This window comes from Bacillus sp. TH19 (genome assembly GCF_016651075.1).
Lineage (GTDB): Bacteria > Bacillota > Bacilli > Bacillales > Bacillaceae_G > Bacillus_A > Bacillus_A mycoides.
Genome location: NZ_JAEKEO010000007.1, coordinates 1,721,470 through 1,744,473 on the forward strand (window position 1 = coordinate 1,721,470; position 23,004 = coordinate 1,744,473).

The 23,004-nt window shown below is 35.6% G+C and carries 26 protein-coding genes and 2 pseudogenes; 21 read left to right on the top strand and 7 right to left on the bottom strand.

The annotated features are described in order from the left end of the window. Window positions 1–111: 111 nt before the first annotated feature. The 6 genes and pseudogenes from pnp to dpaB all read left to right on the top strand — a co-directional run. Window positions 112–2,265 (top strand): polyribonucleotide nucleotidyltransferase, encoded by a 2,154-nt coding sequence (gene pnp, locus JFU54_RS12785; protein ID WP_201064580.1) that lies wholly within the window; start codon window positions 112–114, stop codon window positions 2,263–2,265. 154 nt (window positions 2,266–2,419) lie between these two features. Further along, on the top strand, window positions 2,420–3,319 hold the full coding sequence (locus tag JFU54_RS12790; RefSeq protein ID WP_002033683.1) for a polysaccharide deacetylase family protein: 900 nt from the start codon (window positions 2,420–2,422) through the stop codon (window positions 3,317–3,319). A gap of 86 nt (window positions 3,320–3,405) precedes the next feature. Next, entirely contained in the window at window positions 3,406–4,647 is a 1,242-nt protein-coding gene (locus tag JFU54_RS12795; RefSeq protein WP_002088150.1) for a M16 family metallopeptidase, read from the top strand. 135 nt (window positions 4,648–4,782) lie between these two features. Next, window positions 4,783–5,031 carry a YlmC/YmxH family sporulation protein gene (locus tag JFU54_RS12800; RefSeq protein ID WP_002014571.1) on the top strand — a complete coding sequence of 83 codons (249 nt, stop codon included), beginning with the start codon at window positions 4,783–4,785 and terminating at the stop codon, window positions 5,029–5,031. Window positions 5,032–5,203: 172 nt separating this feature from the next. Next, window positions 5,204–6,106: a dipicolinic acid synthetase subunit A gene (gene dpaA / locus JFU54_RS12805; protein ID WP_002088148.1), complete on the top strand. Its 903-nt coding sequence runs from the start codon at window positions 5,204–5,206 to the stop codon at window positions 6,104–6,106. Then, window positions 6,103–6,528, top strand: a pseudogene (gene dpaB, locus JFU54_RS12810) (dipicolinate synthase subunit B); the annotation flags it as partial. The gene dpaA and the pseudogene dpaB, both read left to right, overlap by 4 nt. 32 nt (window positions 6,529–6,560) lie before the next feature. Here dpaB and JFU54_RS12815 read toward each other — a convergent pair. The 4 genes from JFU54_RS12815 to JFU54_RS12830 all read right to left on the bottom strand — a co-directional run bounded on the left by JFU54_RS12815 (window position 6,561) and on the right by JFU54_RS12830 (window position 10,036). Continuing rightward, complete coding sequence (locus JFU54_RS12815) at window positions 6,561–8,108, bottom strand: recombinase family protein (RefSeq protein ID WP_201064583.1); 1,548 nt, start codon at window positions 8,106–8,108, stop codon at window positions 6,561–6,563. 143 nt (window positions 8,109–8,251) lie between these two features. Beyond that, window positions 8,252–9,016, bottom strand: a complete 765-nt coding sequence (locus JFU54_RS12820; protein ID WP_201064586.1) for a hypothetical protein — start codon at window positions 9,014–9,016, stop codon at window positions 8,252–8,254. A 120-nt stretch (window positions 9,017–9,136) separates the two neighbouring features. Beyond that, on the bottom strand, window positions 9,137–9,589 hold the full coding sequence (locus JFU54_RS12825) for an ImmA/IrrE family metallo-endopeptidase (RefSeq protein WP_201064595.1): 453 nt from the start codon (window positions 9,587–9,589) through the stop codon (window positions 9,137–9,139). A 12-nt stretch (window positions 9,590–9,601) separates the two neighbouring features. Then, on the bottom strand, window positions 9,602–10,036 hold the full coding sequence (locus JFU54_RS12830; RefSeq protein ID WP_088034502.1) for a helix-turn-helix domain-containing protein: 435 nt from the start codon (window positions 10,034–10,036) through the stop codon (window positions 9,602–9,604). Between the two features lie 155 nt (window positions 10,037–10,191). Between JFU54_RS12830 and JFU54_RS12835 the strand changes: the two genes are divergently transcribed. From JFU54_RS12835 to ltrA, 13 genes and pseudogenes are all read left to right on the top strand, one after another. Then, complete coding sequence (locus JFU54_RS12835; RefSeq protein WP_016105994.1) at window positions 10,192–10,380, top strand: helix-turn-helix transcriptional regulator; 189 nt, start codon at window positions 10,192–10,194, stop codon at window positions 10,378–10,380. 52 nt (window positions 10,381–10,432) lie between these two features. After that, complete coding sequence (locus tag JFU54_RS12840; RefSeq protein WP_201064598.1) at window positions 10,433–10,681, top strand: hypothetical protein; 249 nt, start codon at window positions 10,433–10,435, stop codon at window positions 10,679–10,681. A gap of 90 nt (window positions 10,682–10,771) precedes the next feature. After that, window positions 10,772–11,359: a sporulation sigma factor-processing peptidase gene (locus JFU54_RS12845; protein ID WP_078177823.1), complete on the top strand. Its 588-nt coding sequence runs from the start codon at window positions 10,772–10,774 to the stop codon at window positions 11,357–11,359. 13 nt (window positions 11,360–11,372) lie between these two features. Further along, window positions 11,373–11,594 carry a hypothetical protein gene (locus JFU54_RS12850; RefSeq protein ID WP_016092216.1) on the top strand — a complete coding sequence of 74 codons (222 nt, stop codon included), beginning with the start codon at window positions 11,373–11,375 and terminating at the stop codon, window positions 11,592–11,594. Between the two features lie 180 nt (window positions 11,595–11,774). Further along, complete coding sequence (locus JFU54_RS12855; protein ID WP_201064601.1) at window positions 11,775–12,059, top strand: hypothetical protein; 285 nt, start codon at window positions 11,775–11,777, stop codon at window positions 12,057–12,059. A 278-nt stretch (window positions 12,060–12,337) separates the two neighbouring features. Beyond that, entirely contained in the window at window positions 12,338–13,288 is a 951-nt protein-coding gene (locus JFU54_RS12860; RefSeq protein ID WP_201064604.1) for a DnaD domain-containing protein, read from the top strand. Beyond that, window positions 13,285–14,606: pseudogene (gene dnaB, locus JFU54_RS12865) on the top strand (replicative DNA helicase). Before JFU54_RS12860 ends, dnaB begins: the two are co-directional and overlap by 4 nt. Window positions 14,607–14,608: 2 nt before the next feature. Then, window positions 14,609–14,797 carry a hypothetical protein gene (locus tag JFU54_RS12870; RefSeq protein WP_201038924.1) on the top strand — a complete coding sequence of 63 codons (189 nt, stop codon included), beginning with the start codon at window positions 14,609–14,611 and terminating at the stop codon, window positions 14,795–14,797. Next, on the top strand, window positions 14,772–15,134 hold the full coding sequence (locus tag JFU54_RS12875; RefSeq protein ID WP_201038925.1) for a cell division protein SepF: 363 nt from the start codon (window positions 14,772–14,774) through the stop codon (window positions 15,132–15,134). The genes JFU54_RS12870 and JFU54_RS12875 overlap by 26 nt, the downstream gene beginning before the upstream one ends. 72 nt (window positions 15,135–15,206) lie before the next feature. Beyond that, window positions 15,207–15,398, top strand: a complete 192-nt coding sequence (locus tag JFU54_RS12880) for a DUF3954 domain-containing protein (RefSeq protein WP_000512853.1) — start codon at window positions 15,207–15,209, stop codon at window positions 15,396–15,398. A 40-nt stretch (window positions 15,399–15,438) separates the two neighbouring features. Beyond that, window positions 15,439–15,744, top strand: a complete 306-nt coding sequence (locus JFU54_RS12885) for a hypothetical protein (RefSeq protein WP_201064606.1) — start codon at window positions 15,439–15,441, stop codon at window positions 15,742–15,744. A 545-nt stretch (window positions 15,745–16,289) separates the two neighbouring features. Then, window positions 16,290–16,439 carry a hypothetical protein gene (locus JFU54_RS29435; RefSeq protein ID WP_215561127.1) on the top strand — a complete coding sequence of 50 codons (150 nt, stop codon included), beginning with the start codon at window positions 16,290–16,292 and terminating at the stop codon, window positions 16,437–16,439. Window positions 16,440–16,668: 229 nt separating this feature from the next. After that, window positions 16,669–18,468 (top strand): group II intron reverse transcriptase/maturase, encoded by a 1,800-nt coding sequence (gene ltrA, locus JFU54_RS12890; protein WP_201063563.1) that lies wholly within the window; start codon window positions 16,669–16,671, stop codon window positions 18,466–18,468. 139 nt (window positions 18,469–18,607) lie between these two features. Here ltrA and JFU54_RS12895 read toward each other — a convergent pair whose 3' ends face one another. The 3 genes from JFU54_RS12895 to JFU54_RS12905 form a co-directional block, all read right to left on the bottom strand. Continuing rightward, window positions 18,608–18,802 (bottom strand): hypothetical protein, encoded by a 195-nt coding sequence (locus JFU54_RS12895; RefSeq protein WP_107134808.1) that lies wholly within the window; start codon window positions 18,800–18,802, stop codon window positions 18,608–18,610. Window positions 18,803–20,104: 1,302 nt separating this feature from the next. After that, window positions 20,105–21,181 carry a BclA C-terminal domain-containing protein gene (locus tag JFU54_RS12900; RefSeq protein ID WP_201064610.1) on the bottom strand — a complete coding sequence of 359 codons (1,077 nt, stop codon included), beginning with the start codon at window positions 21,179–21,181 and terminating at the stop codon, window positions 20,105–20,107. Window positions 21,182–22,118: 937 nt separating this feature from the next. After that, entirely contained in the window at window positions 22,119–22,334 is a 216-nt protein-coding gene (locus JFU54_RS12905; RefSeq protein ID WP_002144261.1) for a spore germination protein, read from the bottom strand. A gap of 253 nt (window positions 22,335–22,587) precedes the next feature. Here JFU54_RS12905 and JFU54_RS12910 point away from each other — a divergent pair, with 253 nt between their 5' ends. Then, window positions 22,588–22,710 carry a DUF3983 domain-containing protein gene (locus tag JFU54_RS12910; RefSeq protein ID WP_085960919.1) on the top strand — a complete coding sequence of 41 codons (123 nt, stop codon included), beginning with the start codon at window positions 22,588–22,590 and terminating at the stop codon, window positions 22,708–22,710. 113 nt (window positions 22,711–22,823) lie between these two features. Beyond that, window positions 22,824–22,994: a hypothetical protein gene (locus JFU54_RS12915; protein WP_002066658.1), complete on the top strand. Its 171-nt coding sequence runs from the start codon at window positions 22,824–22,826 to the stop codon at window positions 22,992–22,994. The last annotated feature ends 10 nt before the right edge of the window (window positions 22,995–23,004 follow it).

Below are 23,004 nucleotides of genomic sequence, written 5' to 3' on the forward strand. Positions count from 1 at the left end.
CTACTCTTTATAGCTTACTTAATTTTCGGCAATACTAGAGGAAAGAATATTGTGATATACTACCCATTTACATAGAAGAATTGAATATTTTAAATTGAGAGGGGTACTTAAATGAGTCAGGAAAAGCAAGTCTTCTCGATAGATTTAGCTGGTCGTCAGCTAACAATTGAAACAAGTCAGCTTGCAAAACAAGCAAACGGAGCAGTATTAGTAAGATATGGCGACACAGCAGTTCTATCTACAGCAACTGCATCAAAAGAGCCAAAAAATGTAGATTTCTTCCCGCTTACAGTAAACTATGAAGAGCGTTTATATGCAGTTGGAAAAATCCCAGGCGGTTTTATTAAGCGCGAAGGCCGTCCAAGTGAAAAAGCAATTTTAGCAAGTCGTTTAATTGACCGTCCAATCCGTCCACTTTTCGCAGATGGTTTCCGTAATGAAGTACAAGTTGTCAGCATCGTAATGAGTGTTGATCAAGATTGTTCTTCTGAGATGGCAGCTATGCTTGGTTCTTCATTAGCATTATCTATTTCAGATATTCCATTTGAAGGTCCAATCGCAGGTGCGACAGTTGGTCGTATTAATGGCGAGTTCGTTATTAATCCAACAGTAGAACAGCAAGAACAAAGTGATATGCACCTTGTTGTAGCTGGTACGAAAGATGCAATTAACATGGTTGAAGCAGGAGCGGATCAAGTACCTGAAGAAACAATGTTAGAAGCAATTATGTTTGGACACGATGAAATTAAACGTCTAATTGCATTCCAAGAAGAGATTGTACAAGCTGTCGGTAAAGAGAAAACAGCAGTGAAACTTTATGAAGTGGATGCTGATTTGAACCAAGCTGTACGTGAAATGGCTGAGACAGATATGCATTCTGCAATTCAAGTGCACGAAAAACATGCACGTGAAGATGCAATTAGCGTAGTGAAAAAGCGTGTAATTGAGCATTACGAAGCTGAGGAAGCTGATGCTGATACATTAGGACAAGTAAGTGAGATTTTATATAAAATTGTAAAAGAAGAAGTACGTCGTCTTATTACAGTTGAAAAAATCCGCCCAGATGGTCGTAAAGGTGACGAAATTCGTCCTTTAGCATCAGAGGTTGGCATTTTATCTCGTACACATGGTTCTGGTCTATTCACACGTGGACAAACGCAAGCATTAAGTATTTGTACATTAGGTGCATTAGGCGATGTGCAAATTTTAGATGGTCTAGGTGTAGAAGAGTCAAAACGCTTTATGCACCATTATAATTTCCCTTCATTTAGTGTTGGTGAAACAAGACCAATGCGTGGACCAGGTCGTCGTGAAATTGGTCACGGAGCACTAGGAGAACGAGCTCTTGAACCTGTACTTCCATCTGAAAAGGATTTCCCATATACAGTTCGTCTTGTATCTGAAGTATTAGAGTCAAATGGTTCTACTTCACAAGCAAGTATTTGCGGTAGTACATTAGCGATGATGGATGCGGGTGTACCACTTAAAGCACCAGTTGCTGGTATTGCAATGGGTCTAGTGAAATCTGGTGAGCATTACACAATTTTAACAGATATTCAAGGAATGGAAGACCATTTAGGTGATATGGACTTTAAAGTAGCAGGTACTGCAAAAGGTGTAACTGCACTACAAATGGACATTAAAATCGATGGTTTATCTCGTGAGATTTTAGAAGAAGCATTACAACAAGCGAAAGTTGGTCGTATGCACATTCTAAATCACATGTTATCTGTTATCGCTGAACCTCGCATTGAGTTATCTGCGTATGCTCCGAAGATTATTACAATGGCAATTAACCCAGATAAAATTCGTGATGTTATTGGACCAAGTGGTAAACAAATCAATAAAATCATTGAAGAAACTGGCGTTAAAATTGACATCGAGCAAGATGGTACAGTATTCATTTCATCAATTAATCAAGAGATGAATGAAAAAGCGAAGAAAATTATCGAAGATATCGTTCGCGAAGTACAAGTAGGCGAAATCTACTTAGGAAAAGTTAAACGCGTTGAAAAATTCGGTGCGTTCGTTGAATTATTTAGCGGTAAAGATGGACTTGTTCACATTTCTGAACTTGCACTTGAGCGTGTAGGTAAGGTAGAAGACGTTGTGAAAATCGGTGATGAGATTTCAGTTAAAGTTATCGAGATTGACAAACAAGGTCGTGTAAACTTATCTAGAAAAGTATTGCTAAAAGAAGAGCAAGAAAAAGAAGAAGCTAAAGAAGAAGCAGCTAAAGAAGAAAACGCACAAGAGCAACAATAAGTGAAAGCCAGTTTAGCTGGCTTTTTTTGTTATGTAAAAAATGTGATTTATTTAGATTTTTATGTGAGTATAGGTATAGTTTTCATCATAACGCTCAAATTAACAAAGATAAGAAGAAAATGGTTTCTTTTTTATAGTTAATGGGAGGGTTTATATGAAAGCTCGTATATTAGCGTACATATTTATATTTTCTTTATATATGGGTTGTGGCTCTTATTCCGTTTTTGCGCAGGATAACTTGCATGAAGAGATTCAAAAGCATGTAAAACAGTACGAGATTATGCCGCAAAATGCGATGATTGATAAGATTTGGAAGGCGACGCCTGGGTATAATGGAAAACAAGTGGATATAGAAGCGTCCTATAATAATATGAAGAAAATCAAGAAGTTTGATCAAAAACAACTTGAATTTAAGGAAGTATCACCGAGTGTTCACTTAGAAGATTTACCACCAGCTCCCATTTATCGAGGACATCCAAATAAAAAGATGGTGGGATTAACAATTAATGTGGCCTGGGGTAATGAGTATTTGCCACGTATATTAGAGATATTGAAAAAACATGATGTGAAGGCGACTTTCTTTTTAGAAGGACGCTGGGTGAAAGAAAACTTACGATTTGCCAAAATGATTGTCGATGCAAATCAAGAAGTAGGAAATCATTCTTACACACACCCTAATATGAAAACGCTGTCTACAGATGAAATACGAGATCAATTACAAAAAACGAATCGAATGATAGAAGCAGCTACAAATCAGAAAGTGAGATGGTTTGCTCCGCCAAGTGGAAGCTTTCGGGATGAGGTAGTAAAAATAGCGGATGATTTCCAAATGGGGACGATTATGTGGACTGTAGATACAATTGATTGGAAGCGGCCAGAACCGGGTGTGCTATTGCAGAGAGTAATGCGAAAAATACATCCAGGTGCTATTGTGCTAATGCATCCTACTTCATCTACAACAGAAGCGCTAGATACTATGATTAAAAATTTAAAGGAACAAGGATATAAAGTGGGGAATATTACAGAATTACTAGATGAAAAACGTGTGGATTAAATACATTTGCATGACATTCATCTCTAAACTTGTTATCATTAAATAATAGCAATTATTTAGAGAAACTGGCATTAGGAGGAAAGTTTTTGATTAAAAAATATACGTGTAAAAATGGTGTAAGAATTGTTATGGAGAATATACCAACTGTACGCTCGGTTGCGATTGGTATATGGATCCACGCAGGTTCAAGAAATGAAAATGAAAAAAATAATGGGGTTTCGCACTTTTTGGAACATATGTTCTTTAAAGGGACAGAAACGCGAAGTGCAAGAGAGATTGCAGAATCATTTGATAGCATTGGTGGACAAGTAAATGCTTTTACTTCAAAAGAATATACATGTTACTATGCGAAAGTGCTAGATGAGCATGCTAAATATGCATTAGATGTTTTAGCAGATATGTTCTTTAATTCAACATTTGATGAGGAAGAACTGAAAAAAGAGAAGAATGTTGTATGTGAAGAAATAAAAATGTACGAAGATGCGCCAGATGATATTGTGCATGATATGTTAACGAAAGCAACATATGAAACGCATCCGCTTGGATATCCTATTTTAGGAACAGAAGAAACGCTTGAAACATTTACAGGTGATACGTTACGTCAATATATGAAAGATCATTACACACCTGAAAATGTTGTTGTATCAATTGCAGGGAATATTGATGAAGCATTTTTACAAACTGTAGAGCAATATTTCGGTAGTTACGAAGGGACAACAAATCGTGAACAAGTACATAGCCCAATCTTCCATTTCAATAAAGTAGCACGTAAGAAGGAAACAGAACAAGCTCATTTATGTTTAGGATATAAAGGCTTGCAAATGGGACACGAAGATATTTATAACTTAATTGTATTAAATAATGTTTTAGGCGGTAGTATGAGTAGCCGTTTATTCCAAGAAGTACGTGAGCAACGTGGATTGGCGTACTCAGTATTCTCTTATCACTCTTCTTATGAAGATACAGGAATGTTAACACTTTACGGTGGAACAGGTAGTAAACAATTAGATACACTGTATGAAACAATGCAAGAAACGTTAAATACGTTGAAAAATACAGGTATTACAGAAAAAGAGCTTGTTAACAGTAAAGAACAATTAAAAGGAAACTTAATGTTAAGTTTAGAAAGTACGAATAGTCGTATGAGCCGTAATGGTAAAAACGAATTGCTTCTTCGTAAACATCGTTCTCTTGATGAGATTATTGAAAGTGTAAACACTGTAACAAAGCAAAATGTAGACGAGTTAATTCGCAATATGTTTACCGATGAATTCTCTGCGGCACTTATTAGTCCAGATGGAAAACTGCCAAAAGGAATGAAACTTTAATCGATCTTGTAATTCATTCGCTTTCGGAAATAACCGTATCTCTTTTATATGAGATACGGTTATTTTTTTTATATATGCAGAATAGGTACTTATTATAGGATAACCTTCATAAAAAGTAGGATAGGGGGAGATTTAATGCGTTTAAGTGAATTAAGTGGCAAAGAGATTGTGGATTTAGAAAGAGCAGAAAAAATGGGAGTTTTAGGTCATGCAGATTTAGAAATTGATGAGAGAGATGGAAAAATACAAGCGCTTATTATACCTGCTGGGAAATGGGGAGGTTTTAAAAGAGAACAGCAAGAAGTGAGAGTAGAATGGAGCAAAATAAAGAAGGTTGGAAATGATATGATACTTTGCGATCTTACGAACCATTCAAGATCATAGTGAAAGATGACCATTTTGGTTGTCTTTTTTTTATCTTTATATAAAGAAGATAAATCACGTGTGCTTTTTGTTTTTCAATCACCTCAAACTCGTACATTACATATGATGTGGAGGAAAAAGAAAAAGTAGGCATTTTTCTTATAAATGAAAGAAAAAGAAGGTGAATTAGGGAATGTTGACTGAGATGCATATTGCTGTCATAGGAGGAGATGCACGGCAGCTAGAAGTAATTCGCAAGCTAGTCGAACTGGACGCGAAACTTTCATTAATAGGGTTTGAACAGTTAGATCATGGCTTCACAGGGGCAGCAAAGGAAAGTATACAAGATTTAAATTTCACTTCTTTAGATGCAATTATTTTGCCGGTTGCAGGGACGAATGCCAGAGGAGAAGTAGATACTATTTTTTCAAATGAGAAAGTTTCCATAACGAAAGAACAAATTGAAAAGACGCCAGAAAACTTCACTATATATTCAGGTATTGGTACACCTTACTTGGAAAATCTCGTAGCTACTACAAATCGCAAACTTGTAAAATTATTTGATCGTGATGATGTTGCAATCTATAACTCTATTCCGACCGTAGAAGGTACACTAATGATGGTTATTCAACATACTGATTACACAATTCATGGATCGAATGTAATGGTTTTAGGATTTGGTAGAACTGGTATGAGTGTTGCAAGAGCCTTTCAATCATTAGGAGCACATGTCAAAGTTGGAGCGAGACGTTCGGAACATATTGCTCGTATTACAGAAATGATGTTTTCTCCTTTTCATATGCAAGACATAGAGAAAGAAGTAGGTAATATCGATATTGTTATTAATACAATTCCGCATCTTGTTGTGACAGCGAATGTTCTTTCAAAAATGCCAGCTCATACGCTAGTTATTGATTTAGCTTCTAAGCCAGGTGGCACGGACTTTCGCTATGCGGAGAAGCGTGGAGTGAAGGCACTATTAGCACCTGGTCTTCCTGGGATTGTTGCACCGAAAACAGCAGGACAAATATTAGCGAATGTTCTTTCTCAGTTATTAATAGCAGATGCAATCGCAAAGGAGGATGATGAGAAATGAGTTTGAAGGGAAAACGAATTGGTTTCGGATTTACAGGGTCACATTGTACGTATGAAGAAGTTATGCCACATTTAGAGAAGTTAATTGCAGAAGGTGCAGAAGTACGTCCCGTTGTTTCTTATACTGTCCAATCAACAAATACTAGATTTGGCGAAGGGGAAGAATGGATTAAAAAGATCGAAGAAATAACCGGTTTTAAGGCAATTAATTCAATCGTTGGCGCAGAGCCACTAGGACCGAAAATTCCACTAGATTGCATGGTGATTGCACCACTAACAGGGAATTCGATGAGTAAATTTGCAAATGCAATGACAGACTCTCCAGTATTAATGGCAGCAAAAGCGACGCTTAGAAATGGAAAGCCTGTCGTATTGGCTGTTTCGACGAATGATGCTTTAGGGCTTAATGGAGTAAATCTAATTACACCAACAAGGTGACGACAAAGCGCGAACGCTTATATGTCGCCATCTTGAGGGAGCTTAGGGTAAAGCACAAGTTCGAAATCATCGAGCCTTTGCCATTTTTCTTTCTTATAAACAGCCTTTTCTAAAACTGACTTTAGGAGGCTGTTTTTCTTTTTTGGATCATCTGTTTTGGAGTACAGATCAAGAACATGCTCCACTTGAGGAATTGTATCTTTCTTCACTTTTTCTTTTTTGATTTCTGTTTTAATTTCTTTCTTTAACTTTTCCATTGTTTCGGTAATCTCATTAATGCGATCAGAAACTACATTCGAACGTTCTAAAAACATATCGACAGTGTAAACGCCACGTTCTAATAAATCATGTAAATTGTTTTTTTGTTTTTGGACATCCACTAACTCTTTTTCAAGCTTTCGTAATGCAACTTCATTCATTTGGATAACTTGAGTTTCTTTCAACTTATCATCTTGCCTATGTTTTTCGAAATCCGCTTTATAATTGATGTACCATTCTTTTAAAGCCTCGAGTAAACGTTTTTCAATTAGCTCGGTATAGCTTGATTTGTTTTCGCAGCCACGGTGTTTACAATCCATAGCCTCCTTTCGGTTTTTCGGATAACGTTGGACCATACTGTAACCACATTTACCACATTTAATAATACCAGCCAGTGGATTTTTAATTCCGTTTGTATTGTAAGGAACGTGATACCTTGAATTTAATTTATCTTGCACTTGTTCAAACAAACTTTCGGATATGATAGGCTCATGTTTTCCATCAGCAATAATCCAATCTGATTTATCTTGCCTTGCACAACTACGTTTCACAGCGCCAGGACTTTTCACTTCTTTTCGTTTTTGCCACGTTACTTTTCCGATGTACACATTGTTTTTTAATATATCCAAGATGCTATAGGGGTTCCACTCATTTCCTAACTTACTTTTGTAGCCAAGATCATTTAGCTTGCTTCTGATTGCGTTAGCCCCCATATCCTCATTTGCATACCAATCAAATATCATTTTTACAACAGAAGCTTCTTCTGAATTAATCGTCAAAGTACGCTCTCGCTTATTTAAACGATGGATATCATATCCGAATGGTGCATGTGTACCAAGGTAATTCCCGGCCTCTACACTAGCAACACGACCTCTTTGCATACGGCGTGTAATAATCTTTAACTCCTTACGTGCCATAAACGCTTCAAATTCACTGTATTCTTCGTCCCACTCATCATTAAGGTCATAAGTCTTCCTAGGTGTCATAATCTTCGTATTCGAGCGTTTAAACGTCTCTAAAATGATTCCTTGCTCTTTCATACCACCACGACCTAAACGGTCCATATCCATGCAAAGAACAGCATCATATTTGTTATCTTCAATTTCTTCAAGTAGCGCCAACATTTCAGGGCGTTTCACTAAGCTCTCACCAGAAACAATTTCCTCACGGACAGCTAAAATATTTAAGTTCATTTCCTTGGCAATTTTCAACAGGGTAGAGCGATGCTTTGCTAACGTTTCTCCTTCGCCGCGTGTTTCGGCTTCTAGATCGGCACGGGATTTACGTAGGTAAATTGCAGTTTTCATAGTAGTACCTCCTCAATAATATGTATTATATGAAAAACAAACATTGTGAAGAAATAAATATGATAATTAATAAAAGAAAGGCCTCTTAAGAGAGGCTCACCTTTTATTTTTATGTTAATTATTGTGTATAAGTTGTTTTTGAATTACTGGGAAACGTTCTCTGTTCTCAATTCATTTGTGTTTATATCGAGTTCTTGAAATGGAGTATACTTTAAATATATTTTTGAAGAAAAATCACAAACATAAAAAGTTTTTCTAGAGAGGTCCCCACCATGATATAAAACTGATTTTTTATCATCGATAATATAAGCGTGGATTAATGGAGTTTGCTTTAATTCTTCTTCAGTGAGAATATCTACTAGATATTCTGTAGTAGAAGGTTTCTTTTTTGTTTGATTTGCAACTAAGTTTAAAAATAAACTATACAAAAGAGCAAATAAAATTATAGCAGGCATTGCAAGCCAACTCTTGCTAGTAACCACTAAATAGGAAATAGGATAGAACCAAATTAAACTTAATATCATATTCGCCAATCCCCATTTGCGGGCTTTAGAATATTTTTTTACCGGCAAGTCTTTTTGAAAAGCGTAAATAAAAACGGGTACGAAACAGCATATAGAAATCATCATAAATAGCAGCCCAAACGTCCCTAGGTACAAACTCCAATTATGGGATGGTTTTTCAAATTGATAGAATGCAATTAATGGCATTAAATACATTGCAAAGAACAATAGAAACCAATCGGAAAGGAATTGAAAATCAGTAAGTTTTTTTTGTTCAGATTTATTCAAGAACAATTTGTCAAATTCGTTGAAAGTTTTAAATTTAATGCGAAATTGATAGAATGCAATAACATTTGTTATCAGGGCAATTAGTAAAGTAATAATTGGTTCAATAAATTTATCCATAGTAATTTCACAACTCCTTAAGTTTTTGATTTAGAGTTACGATATAAATCTAGCAATTGCTTGTATAAATGACTTGATATACCTGTACTTAATAACTATCGCATCAATTAAGTAATAATTTCAACGTAAATGATTATTGTACAGTAACAAATTTTTCAAACGAGCAAAATCCCTTGGAACGCCATGAATTTCTGCTATTTCTTGAATTGATAGATTAGTATTCTGATATTCAGAAATCATTTCATCAGATAATAGAAGTTCGACTGCAAATGTATTTGCTTCAATTTCTAATCGATCTACAGAGTATAGAGTTTTATTTCTTAAAAATGGAGTATTTGCTTTTGGGTGTAATAGAGCATGTCCTAATTCATGAGCACACACAAAGTGTTGAGTAACTTCATCAATTTTATTATTTATATGTATGAATTTAAAACGTTTATATGTGTTGTAAAAACCAAGAGTATCCCCAAGGTCTTCAAACAACACTATAATATTTTTTCGTCTAGCAATTTCAAATGGGTTTGTTGTTTCATGCTTTTCTGCGATTTTGAGTGCGTATTCTTTAATGTCCATTTCTCGCTCCGTTCAATCTTTTTTATACTTGTTTGGAGTGAATTTTTGTTTTGCTAATTGTTTTGCCATTCGCATTGAGTTTTCTAGAGAAATACGAATCATTTCTTTTGTATGTTCGTCTATTGGCTCTCCGTCAAACATTAACGCTTCATCACTGTTTTCTAATTGTTCTAGAGTTCTTTCTAAGTCGCGAGCAATATCACGAGTATCTTTTTTAGTTAAGTCAGGAAGGAGGTTGGATACTCTTGATTCATCTTCTCTTCCTAATAAATAATCTGTTGTCACTCCTAAAACATTAGCTAAATCTTTTAGCATTTCGTTTGAGGGAGTGCTATGTCCATTCTCATAGTTACTAATGGTGCCTTTAGTTGTATTTACTTTATTGGCTAATTCTTGTTGAGTTAGTTTACGTGTTTTACGTGTTTCTTTTAATCTTTGTTTCAACATTTTTAGCACCTCCCGTTAATAAAAAGTACAAAGATATTGTACCTTATATAAATGAAACATTAAACTTTGTACAAGATTATTGTACAAATGTATTGACGTACAAGAATCTTATACTTATAATAAAAGTACAAATTACTTATATAAGGAGCGAGACAGTGAACAAAAATATTAAGTTAATTAGAGCTAGGAAAAAAAGTAAGTTAACGCAGCAAGAACTTGCAGGTAGAATGCAAGTTACAAAATCTACAATAAGTAATTGGGAAAATGGTTATAGTAATCCAAATCTTGAAAAAGCTATAAGATTGGCTGCCATTCTTGGTTGTGATGTAAAAGATTTAATTTGACGCATCTAAGTACAAGAATCTTATACATTTTAATTGGGAAGTAGGTGGAAAAATGACAGCAACTAACATGGCAGTACCAACAGATCCGTCGCATAAACATATAAAAAGTACTTCAAGAGGTGACACCATGAGCCAACAAGAAGAATATGCGGCGACTTATGAATTTGGGAAAACGAAAGTCCATGTTGTGGCTCCTGAGCCAAAATCACAAAAGGATATTGATAAACTCCTTCAAGCATATTACAAGGCTGGTTGGGCCATCATCAAAGAAATGCAAGTGAAAGAAAACATTGAGGAATAGTTCCTCTCTTTTTACATGAATAATAGACAAGTTATGTATGTACTAAATTCATTGTAACCATTTGAAAACTAAATATGGAGGCGAACAGATATGGGAACAAGCATATACTGCAATTCGGCAATAGGAGAATTATTACAGAATGCTAGAGAATGTTGTGATAATGTTCAGCTGAAAACGAAGAAAGGACTATCTAAGTACCTTGGCATTACCCATGAACGCTTAACTCGTATTGAATCTGGACTTTCTAAACCAGAATTTGAACTTGCGATGGATTGGTGCCATGCAACAGGAGCAAAATTAAATCAACAAGCAATCAAACATATTTATGGTGTTGGATTACCGCCTACAGATCCACGATTAACTCAAGATGTGAATTTACAATTGATGAACTACATTAAACAGGCTGAAGAGGGGATTAAAGCAGCGAAGGAAATCATGAACTTACAAGTTGCAACCAGGTCATGGAAGTTGGATGAAAAGAAGAAACATGAATACACAGTTCACGCAAAAGAAATTTTCGATACAATCCAAGCTACTCAATGTGTAGTACAAGCTCTTGAGCAAGTACACTTTGGCATTATGGAACAAATACAAAGAAGTTGGTTGCAAAAGGCTATGGCGGAGAACGTTATTATTCAATCGGTGGATAGCTTAATGACTTTAACAAAGGTGCTGTAAAGGAGGAAGAAAAATGACAGTAGATTATAAGAAACCAAGTTTAAGAGAATATAAGGAACTAATACGCTATGATGCAAAACTAACTGGTGAAATTAAAATAGCGAAAACACTTGGTGAGGATTCAAAGTCAGTTGAGTTAAAGCAAGAGAAAAAGTTAGTGGGGATTCGCATCAAAATTATTGAAGCATCATTCATTTTGAAACATAAATGGGCAAAAGAAAAAGCTACCGCCTAGACAACAGTAGCTCTGAAAAATATCGTAAAGCAATTATAACATTATATAAATCATTTGGACAAGCCACTGTGCTTGTCGTTATGACCAGAAAGGGATTGTTCCTCCCATACCCCTACAATGTTCCTTTCTGGTTGTAACGATGTGTACAGCATCAACTCAAAGAGAAAGGAGATGTACTTCATGACATATAAAAACGATCGTCTTCATGATCTAGTTCTTCCAGGAGACTTTTCATTCGCGAATAAACTTCATAACTGTATGGTTGCATGTATTCATAACATGTTTAATGCAGAATCAACTGAAGAATCAAATCATTGGGAAGAAGAACTGGAACGATGTATGAAAGAATTTAAAATGCTTCGTGATGCAAAAGAAGAACATGAGGCTTCGATGAGCTATCGTGTAGTAATTAAAGATTTAAGAGCAAGAGGAGTTAACGCTTCATTAGTAAGACGTAGAAAATAAAAAATCTATCACTTAGCAGAGTGATAGATAAATGGTTTTGCAAAAGATCTTAGGATTAATTATATCAAATTAGCATTCGTATAACAACGGGGTGTATTGCATGCTTTTAGACAAGTCATTATATAGAGTGTTGCTGAATCCTAAAGTGTTTCAACGAGCAACATCAACACAACACTTAATTTACTTAGTAAACCAATATCTCAAAACAGGATATAAGAATTATCGCTTATTACGTGTAGAGGACGGATTTGCGATATGTAAACGGGAGGATGAATAATATGGCAGTTTATAGACCAGTACACGTTTCATTTTGGCAGGATTCATTTGTTTTAGATCTTACACCGGAGGAGAAGTATTTCTACTTATATTTGATGACAAACAGTAAGACGTCTCAATCAGGAATCTATGAGCTTCCACTTCGTATTATTGAAACCGATACAGGATATAACCGTGAAACTGTTATGAAGCTACTAGAACGTTTTGCTGAGTACGGAAAAATTAATTACAACCAAAAAACAAAAGAGTTGTTCTTAATCAACTGGTTGAAATTCAATCCGATTAAAAATGTCAACATTGAAAAGTGTGTTTTAAAAGAAATTCAATCTGTAAAAGATCAAGATTTTCTGGTTGATTTCTATGAAACATGTTTGCAATTAGAGCGAGAGCAAGGTTTTAAAATCCCTCGTATTAAGGAGTATTTATCAGTCCGTTTGGAGGGGCTTATAAGGGGCTTCCAAGACCCTAGCAAGGAAGAAGAAAAAGAAAAAGAAGAAGAAAAAGAACAACAACAAGAAGAACGCCCAGGCGCGGAAGAAGTTGTTGAGGTTAATCCAATTTCTTTTTACGAGCAGAACTTCGGATTCATTACACCTTTTATCGCAGATGGTATTCACGCTTGGATAGATGATTTAAATGCGGAGCTAGTTGTAAAAGCTATGGAGATTGCTTTAGAGAAAAATACGAGAAACATGTCTTACGTAAATACGATTTTACGAGATTGGCATCTTAAAGGTTTTAAAACGATAGTAGATGTTGAAGTAGCTGATAAAGCATTTCGTACTCAACGATTAGCAAAGGCACAACAACCGACGCAAGCTCCTTATCAACAGAAAGGCTTATCAGAATCTACTAAGAACGTAATACAGCAGCAACAATCATGGGAGAAAAACATTCCAACGGATGAAGAACTTGCAGCACTTAATCAACAAAATGGGTGGATGGTTCAATGAGTAACGATATGATTCGTAACGCAGAAGCTGAACAAAGTGTTTTAGGTAGCATTATTCAAGAAGGCGATTTAATTAAAGATTGCCAGCTAAAGGCAAAACAGTTTTCTTTACCAACACACCAAGTGATTTTTAAAGCGATGAGAGATTTAGAGGATGCTGAGGTTCCAATAGACCTTGTCGCTCTCATGGGGAAATTCGATGAGAGCTTTATGAATCAGATTGGCGGAATTGAATTCTTTGTAAACCTGACAGAAGTTGTAGCGACAACTAAAAACTTCTCGTATCATGAAGGTTTAGTGATTGAAGCTTGGAAGATGCGACATGCTCAAGAGGTTGCTGGTAACTTATATAATCGTCTTCAGGATGAAAGAGATATTAGTGCTATTAGTACATCAATTGATGAATTAAGCGCCATTGAGGAAACGGGTTATTCAGATGAATTTAATCTAAAGGAAACCTAGTTGATCTGTATAAGAATATGCAAATTGATGTAGGAGATTTAACCGGTATACCAACTGGTTATGACGACTTAAACAGAATGACCGCGGGATTGCAAGAAGGCGATTTAATTATTATTGGTGCCCGTCCTTCGATGGGGAAAACAGCATTTGTATTAAACGTTGCTTTCCATGCAGCAAGCGCTCATGCAGCAACGGGAGTTTTTTCGCTAGAGATGGGAGAAGAGCAGTTACTTAAGCGTATGATCTCAAGTACTGGAAATATAGATGCTACGAAATTAAAGAATCCTAAAAAACTATGTAATTTGAAGGATTGGGAAAAGATTAGTCAGGCTATGGGCTTGATAAATGATTTACCACTAGAAATATACGATAAAGCCAATGTAACGATGCAAGAAATTTACGCAAAGACTAGGAAACTAAAGCGCAAATACCCAGACAAAAAGGTGCTAGTCGCAATTGATTACTTGCAGCTTATTGTAGGTGATCCAAAGCACAAAGGAAATCGCATGCAAGAGATTGGTGAGATTAGCCGTAAGCTAAAACTTATGGCAAGAGAACTAAACGTATGTGTGGTTGCATTATCGCAGTTAAGTCGTGCTGTTGAAAGTAGGCAAGATAAAAGGCCGTTACTTTCAGACCTACGTGAAAATGGTCAAATTGAGCAAGATGCGGACTTGATCGCATTCTTATATCGTGAAGATTATTACGACCGTGAAACAGAAAATAAAAACATAACGGAAATTATTTTAGCGAAACAGAGAAATGGTCCAGTTGGAGTTGTTGAACTAGCATTCATTAAAGAGTTTAGTAAGTTTGTAAATTTAGAGCGAAAGTTCAATCAGCAACAGGAGGCGTAATCATGTCATTACGGCAGGAAGTAGAGCGTAGAAAACTAGTAATTATTCGTAAACTATTGGGATTAGGATTAGCTGAAATTAACGGACAAACATTAAATCAACTAACGTTAACGCAGCTTGAAGGAATCTTAATTGCAAGTTTGCAGGTATTGGAGGGGAAAAACAATGCCAAAGCAATTAACAATTTTTGACGTGGAACCAGTTGTATCATTTGATCCTAAGAAAGCTCATATTCAACGTTTGAATTCAAAATTACGGTATGCAGATGTGGTTGTACAAATACCACGTCAAGCCAAAGCGATTGATGAATTAAAACCAACGACAGCGCCTGATGAGCGTTACGAATTATTTGAGGATTATACAATTGGGATTTGGCGTTATAAGCGAGTGGAGGATAAACAATTTGTATGGGAAGAAGCTGAAGAGATATGTAAGCGAGCAAGGGATAGCAAAGAGCCGATTCCAATACGGCTTCATTTATCTCTTGGACAAGCATTTGTTCCAGAAAATGTTGTGCAATATCTATAGAAAAATAAAAAAAGCTGAGATCACTCTCAACTTACTTCGACAAAGTAATTATAACATATGGGAGTGATAGTGGTGGGAATCAGAAAAGAAAATCTTGTAGAAATGACAGCTGAAATAGATCTGAAAATAAACGGAATATATGTTGTTAAAAATGGTCAAGTCCAACTAATAGAACCACCTCAAGGTGGATTTGGCGAACAATCATTTGTATATCAAAGTGGAAAAGTAATTCGTATGGAAGAACGAAAAACACAGTTACTTTAATCAAATTTGAATTTTGTTGAGAAAGTGGAGGGGAATAGATATGATGAAAGTTTTTAAAATGAATGACTACGATTGGGTAGCCGCAAAGAACGAAGAAGAAGCGAAAAATTTTTATGAGCAATTCATAGATCGGGAGGAAATTGAAGAAGATTTTGTTGGCGAAGTTAGTTTGCAAGACAAAATGCATATCAGTATTGATGAATTGCCGGACGAAGAGCAACGAGTGGCCCCAGCCGAACCAGTAATTCATAGAGGCGGAGAGACGTGTGTTTTAAGGTCATTCGAATGGGTGATAAAGCAAGATAATATTACAAAGCCATGTGTCATTGCTTCAACAGAATACTAAACAAAAGCGTTATTGTAAAGAAAAAGAACAGCTAGCAAAAGCTAACTGCTGTACTTAATTTATGGCTTATTCCAAAAAAGAGACATACCACCAAAATATAAAATTATTAAAAGGAAAATTACTATGAAAATAACTGAAGAAATCTTTTTCCATGAGTTTTTCATCAATAGACCTCCTTTATTAAGAATATTAACATCTATCTAATATTTGAACAAAATAGTTATTTGCGCGACACGTTTCCTTATAAGTGTGCGAACACGAAATAGGAGGGTTATCAATTTTTGATAACAACAACTGATTGACTGAAAGTAGGAATGAAAGCCGTCAGGTTGAGCTGAAACTACTTATCTAATACTCCTACATGCAAGGAGTGATAGTAGTCACAAATTGTATGAAGCTAGGTGAAGTCGGCTGAACAAAACCTAAGTGAGAAATCATATGGTAATGGATAGGTCGGGATGCTACAAACTATCTATGGTGAGAATGTCCAAACGGACTGACGAACTTGCGAATGTACGGGTCTAAACTATTAATACATTAGAAATGTGTATGTCGTTAATGACGACGTTATTTACCGAAAAGTAAGAGTAGATAATATGAAATTCGGAACATCCAACGATGAGGATGTAAAGATAACAGGCTTACAGCAAGCACCTAAGGATATATGTATAGCTAAGTCAATCGGAACGTGGTAAGCAAGAAACTGTCATCAACGCCTACTAGCGGACAGATGCATATAAGGTTCTAACGAACCGAAATTGCTTCATTCTTGTGAAGGTGGGGACACAGTACCAACGAAACATGTAACGAATGTGGAGGGATAGTCTCTAGTCTTGTTCTTTGAAAACTAAATTAACTAGATGTAACTCACAGGATCGAGTAAGATGATGGGACTTTTCGTAAGAAAGGGGAATTAACACATCGGTGAGTACAACATTACGACATGCAGAATATTATGACATGCAAAAAGTGTTTGATGATTTATATCAACGGAGCAAAAACAACGCTACTAAAGGTATAAATTTATATAAACATCTCATATCAAAAGAAAATATTCTATTGGCATATAGAAACATAAAGGCTAACACTGGCTCTAAAACTGAAGGAACAGATGGTATCACAATCGACCATTATAAAATGGAAGATGTAGATTTTTTCGTTGATAACATAAGAAAGAATCTTGTAGACTACAAGCCAAATACGGTACGTAGGGTAGAAATACCTAAACCAAATGGAAAGAAACGTCCATTAGGAATACCTACAATGAGAGATAGATTGATTCAACAAATGTTCAAGCAGGTTCTAGAGCCAATATGCGAAGCAAAATTCTACAAGCATTCATATGGATTTAGACCCAATAGGTCAACGCATCATGCGATGGCTAGGTGTCAATTCTTGATGAACCGCGGGGGATATAGTCATGTAGTTGACATTGATATACAAGGTTTTTTTGATAATGTAAACCATTCCAAACTACTAAAACAACTATATAACATAGGTATAACTGATAGAAAAGTACTGACAATCATTTCTAAAATGTTAAAAGCACCAATCAAAGGAATAGGCATTCCTACAAAAGGAACTCCGCAAGGAGGGATTCTAAGCCCATTACTAAGTAATGTTGTATTGAATGACTTAGATTGGTGGATAACTAGTCAGTGGGATAATATCAAAACAAGGAAAACATATACACTACCAAACAAAAATTATCATCTATCAAAAACAAAATTAAAGAGAATGTATATAGTTAGGTATGCGGATGATTTCAAAATATTTACAAACAATCACAAATCTGCAACTAAAATATTTTATGCAGTGGAAGGTTACCTCAAAAATCACTTAAACCTTGATGTATCTAAGGAAAAATCAACTATAACTAACCTAAAAAGAAAATCTTCGGATTTTCTAGGGTTCTCTATTAAATTTGTTAAAAAACGCAAAAGATATGTGGCAAATACACATGTAAGCGAGAAAAAGAAAAAGGATATTCTTGAAAAAGCAAAAACAAGAATTAAAGCAATTCAAAAAAGTCCATCTGGAAAAACAATACAGGACTATAATTCCTATGTGCTTGGTATAAAAAACTATTACAAAATAGCAACACATGTATCTATAGACTTTACTGAAATAGCCTTTCGTCTCTCGAAAACCTTGTTTAATCGTCTAAAATCAATAGGAAAATATAAGATTCCTACTAATACAAACGCATTATACAAAAGAACTCACAGGAACAATTATAGAACCTTTGAAATAGCAGGTAATCATGTATATCCATTAGCGGACATACAAACACGATTCCCTCAAAGTTTCAGTCAAGATATATGTAATTACACTAAAAAAGGAAGACAAAAACTCATCAAAAGCTTAAAAGGTAACATTGCCAATGAAATGCAAAAAATGTTGCTATCCTCCACCAAAGGGAAAAGTATGGAGTATATAGATAACAGAATGTCGAAATATTCCATGCAAAATGGAAAATGTGCTGTCACGGGAATCTTTTTGCTAGCTGATGAAGCACACTGTCATCACAAAGTACCGAAAGGTATGGGAGGAACTGACGAGTTCAATAACCTAATTATTGTACGTGAATTTGTCCACAGACTGATTCACGCTATAAATGAAGAGACGATTAGAACGTATATGAGAATACTTCAATTGAACGATAAACAATTGAAGAAAATAAATAAGCTCCGTAAAGCTTGTAATCTAGTTACTTTAGTATAGAAGAATAAGATGGGACGCCGTATGTCGGGAAACTGACACGTACGGTGTTAGGTGGGGGAAAAGGTGGAGATGATATCAAAGCCTTACCTATCACGCACGGTATTAAAAACATATGTAATGACACAAATAGCGTGTCATCTTATTCAATAAAGATATGTTTAATCTCTTTATTGTCATCATAGATACCAGAAACATGAGCACCTATAAATGGATTGCCATGCACCTTATCTTTGGTAATTATAAAGTTAAATTTAGAATGGTTATCTATTGTACAAGTTATAAGATATTCATTATCAATGTCGCGAATATCAACAAGCGTAGCTGCAAAGAACATGTTGATCACACCTTTTCTTATTCTGAATATAGAAATACTTTATTCTTCACGTAAGGTAACGGCTTGTGCTAATAACGCAGTATTAAACAAAATTCTTATTTAACAACAAATAAAAAGAGCGCATTTTTATATGCACTCTTAGTAAGATAGGTGAATGTCTCATGAGATATAAAAAATTCAAAAAATCGTAATCAGATTTTCATGAGTGAATTTTTATATTGTATTCGTTACTTGGAGTTATTGAGCCTGTCACTATAAAAATAAAGAGCGCTTTTTAAGGCGCTCTATGACCAGGACTCATATCGAAAAGCTTACCATGATTTATGTATGTATGTATGTATGTATGTATGTATGTATGTATGATTTTAATGTATGTGCAGTTTTTTAATAAAATCCTTATTTTAAAATTAAAGAGCGCTTTCCAAGGCGCTCTTCTACCCAAACTTACATTGAAAAAGAATACACGACATTGTATGCCTATTTCTTTCGCTTTGTGTAGTTTTAAAACAAAATCTTTATTGTATAAAAAAAGGCTAGGATTTCTCCTAGCACTCAATAAAAGGTTATGTCGCATGGGAAATAAGATAATAAGCGAATTTGAGCGCTCATTTCAAATGTAGTATATAACGTTTTTAAGGAAGAAAGTAAGGAAAACAGTAATATTTACAAATGTTTTACGTAGCAATAAAGATATTAATAAATAATAAGATTTTTATTTAAAATGGTTCAGCCCCTTGGGGTGCGCTCCAAGGGGCTGAGATTCGAGAACTCTTAAACTCTTGTTTAATTACATGATAACTCCCTAAGGAACATCCATAATATTGTAACATATCACCAATCTGGTCGGCAATTTAGATATTTAGATTTAAATTTAAATCTATCTGTTTTAAAAAGACATTCTAAATGTAACGTATGAATATTTCGAAAATGTAACAAAAAGTTAACAAAATCGTTATTTGATGATAAATAACAAAGAGCACACATATAAGCATGCTCTTTGTTAAGAAAGGTAGTTTTTTATGAATGGAGAGTCTCCATACAATAACATATGCTTGGCCAATGAAAAGGTGCAAATAATTTAACAAAAACTTCATTTTGTAGAATAAGGGAAACAAAAAAGAGCACTAACTTACGGTACTCTTTAGGAGAAAAGTGAAATGTTGAAAAGTAGATTAGGGTTTCTTGGTTCGAAATAATATATGACCATTTCATCGTAATGTAACAATGAATCACTAATGCTAACTACTTGTTGAAAAAAAGAACCCCCTCTAGATTATTGACTGCCAGAGCTTCAAGCAATAATTAATCTAATTTTTCAATTATAATTGAAGCATTTATATTTGTTTGTGTTCCACCTGCTAAAGTCTGCAAAGTAACTGCAGCAGCGGACGTATGATTATTAAGGGTAAGAATATCACCTGCGGCTAAAGTAAGAACTGTTTGCCCATTGTTTTGTTGAGTTCCTGCACCTGATCCATAAACGGAGTTAGTAACGGGGGCCCCGTTTAAAAATAGTGCAAATTGATTAGGCTCAACTCCTGATACAGAAAAGGAAATTTTATAATCTCCGGCATTTGTAACCATCATCTGAGAAGTTCCAGGGGTAAAAGTAAATCCAGACGTTATTACCCCATTTGAATTAAAAAGAATAGGTGCTTCTAAGGCAACTACTTGAGCTGCTGTATTGAAGATATAAGCATATTGAGATAATCCAGATGCAGTAAGTCCAGTAGCACCAGTATGTCCAGTTATCCCGGTAGGACCAGTAGCACCAGTAGGTCCAGTTATCCCGGTAGGTCCAGTAGCACCAGTAGGTCCAGTTATCCCGGTAGGTCCAGTAGCACCAGTAGGTCCAGTTATCCCGGTAGGTCCAGTAGCACCAGTAGGTCCAGTTATCCCGGTAGGTCCAGTAGCACCAGTAGGTCCAGTTATCCCGGTAGGTCCAGTAGCACCAGTAGGTCCAGTTATCCCGGTAGGTCCAGTAGCACCAGTAGGTCCAGTTATCCCGGTAGGTCCAGTAGCACCAGTAGGTCCAGTTATCCCGATAAGTCCAGTAGCACCAGTAGGTCCAGTGGCACCAGAAGGACCAGTAGCCCCGGTTATTCCGGAAGGACCAGTAGCACCAATAGATCCAGTGGCACCAGAAGGTCCAGTTATTCCGGAAGGACCAGTAGCACCAATAGATCCAGTGGCACCAGAAGGTCCAGTTATTCCGGTAGGCCCAGTAGGACCTGGAGGCCCACCAGAAGGACCTGTCGCCCCGGTTATTCCGGAAGGACCAGTAGCACCAGTAGATCCAGTGGCACCAGTAGGCCCTATTTGAGGCAAAGGAAAGGCACATGGAAAGGGTATGTGACAATTCTTTTTAAATTTACTCATTTTTACATCTCCCTTATAAATTAACTAACCAATTGATACTATAACAACTTATGAGCAAACCGACACAAAGGTATAAGCAAGAAACCTGTGAAAATCACAAAAGGTCTTAAGAGTAAGCCTTCATCTTTTGTTCTATAATATGTAGACTTATATTTTTACTTCGAAATTTTTTGGGAATGTATGTGGTAACTTTTCAGACAGTGATTTGTAAAACTGCATGAACGGATAGAAGGTCATACAAAGGGAAGTGTTACCATCCGAAAAACTAAACAAAAATTTCATTTTGTAGAAAATCTTCGCGCAAAAAAAAGCACTGTATACAAGTGCTCTTTAAACGGAGGGCCCTATGAGTGAATAGGTTCCATATCCGTAATATATGCTTCATTAATTAAATGGTGACAAGCTAATAAAGATTTTATTTTCGTAGTAGTTTTTTCAGAAAAGATTACTTATGTAAGAAAGAATGCTTTTCTAAAGCGTTCTTTCACAGGTTGTTTATATATATGTGTGTATGAAGCCCTCTCAGGATAGTATATGCATGTTCGAATTCATAGTTGCCTGTACTAAAAAAAGAACAGTCAGCAAAAGCTAACTGCTCCATTTCCCAAAAAAGGTTTCAGGCTGCAAACACTGTTAAGAAAGCAGCTTATGAGTAGTATGTACAGAATATTGAAGATTATTAGGATGAAAAAAAGAGCACCTTCGAAAAGTGCTCTTTCATAAAGGTTATGCGGAAATAAAATGACGAGATCACTTAGTAGAAAGGATGGCACAAAATAATATATGAACGTTTATCTAATGGGTGACAGTGAAATGAAAAGAGCAGCTAGCAAAAGCTAACTGCTCACCCAAGAAAAACAGAGGAAAGATAACCATGTGTCTATAGTATTGACAGAATGTTTAGTTTTATTCAAGGGGGAGAAGGAAGTGAATAAATTTAAGCTGTCCCAACTTGATTTTGGTCTGCAACATCAGCATCAAATGTGTTTGTTGCACTAACACCGCTAAAGGTATTGACAACAAAACCAACATTTGATGCCCCTGAACCATTATAAGATTTTGTATTCTCTTTTGGAGAAACGTTATAAAAATCGCCTAAGTTGAAAGAACCAGCACTATTTTGTACGACAAGGTTTGCTACAACTGTTGGCATAGTATTCACCTGCTTTCCTAGAAAGTATTTAAATTAGCATATGGTGTATTCGTCTAGAGGTTCATTGGGATCTAAGAATTCGAAGTTATGGCTTATGAAGATTTTAATAAAATAATCCTTTTGTGGGGAAAAGGACTTTATAAAATAGGTACAATTCACGTTTAGATTATTTTTGAATGTAATATAGGTATCAAGAGGAGTGAAACGCTCCAAAATGGAAATGAGAGACGTTTGCATGAAAGGGATGAGAGGAATGGCAAATGCAAAGAAAAAGAAAATAAGAAAAGCTATCGCTCGTCGTGCGATAGACGTTGATAAATACCAAGTTAACAAAGCTTGGAGAAACATCTTTGTGCAGGCTGGTATTATCAAATAAATGAAAACAGAATACAGTCCGGCTAGAAAACTAGAGGATACCAATTTTTAGAGCAGCAATAGAGCTGTTTTAAGAAATGGTGTCCTTTTTATTTTGAAAAGGGAGATGGAGAAATGAAGGTGCTAAGGGATCAATTGCGTGAGTGGAATAAGCAATCAAAACAAGCGAAGAAGAAAAACAAGAAAAAACAAAAAGAGAAATTAAGCACTCGTGACATTGAAGATTTAATGGGGATTCGTGGACCACGTTATGAACGTAGACGTGGAGCTTTAAGACAAAAGTAATTAAAAAATA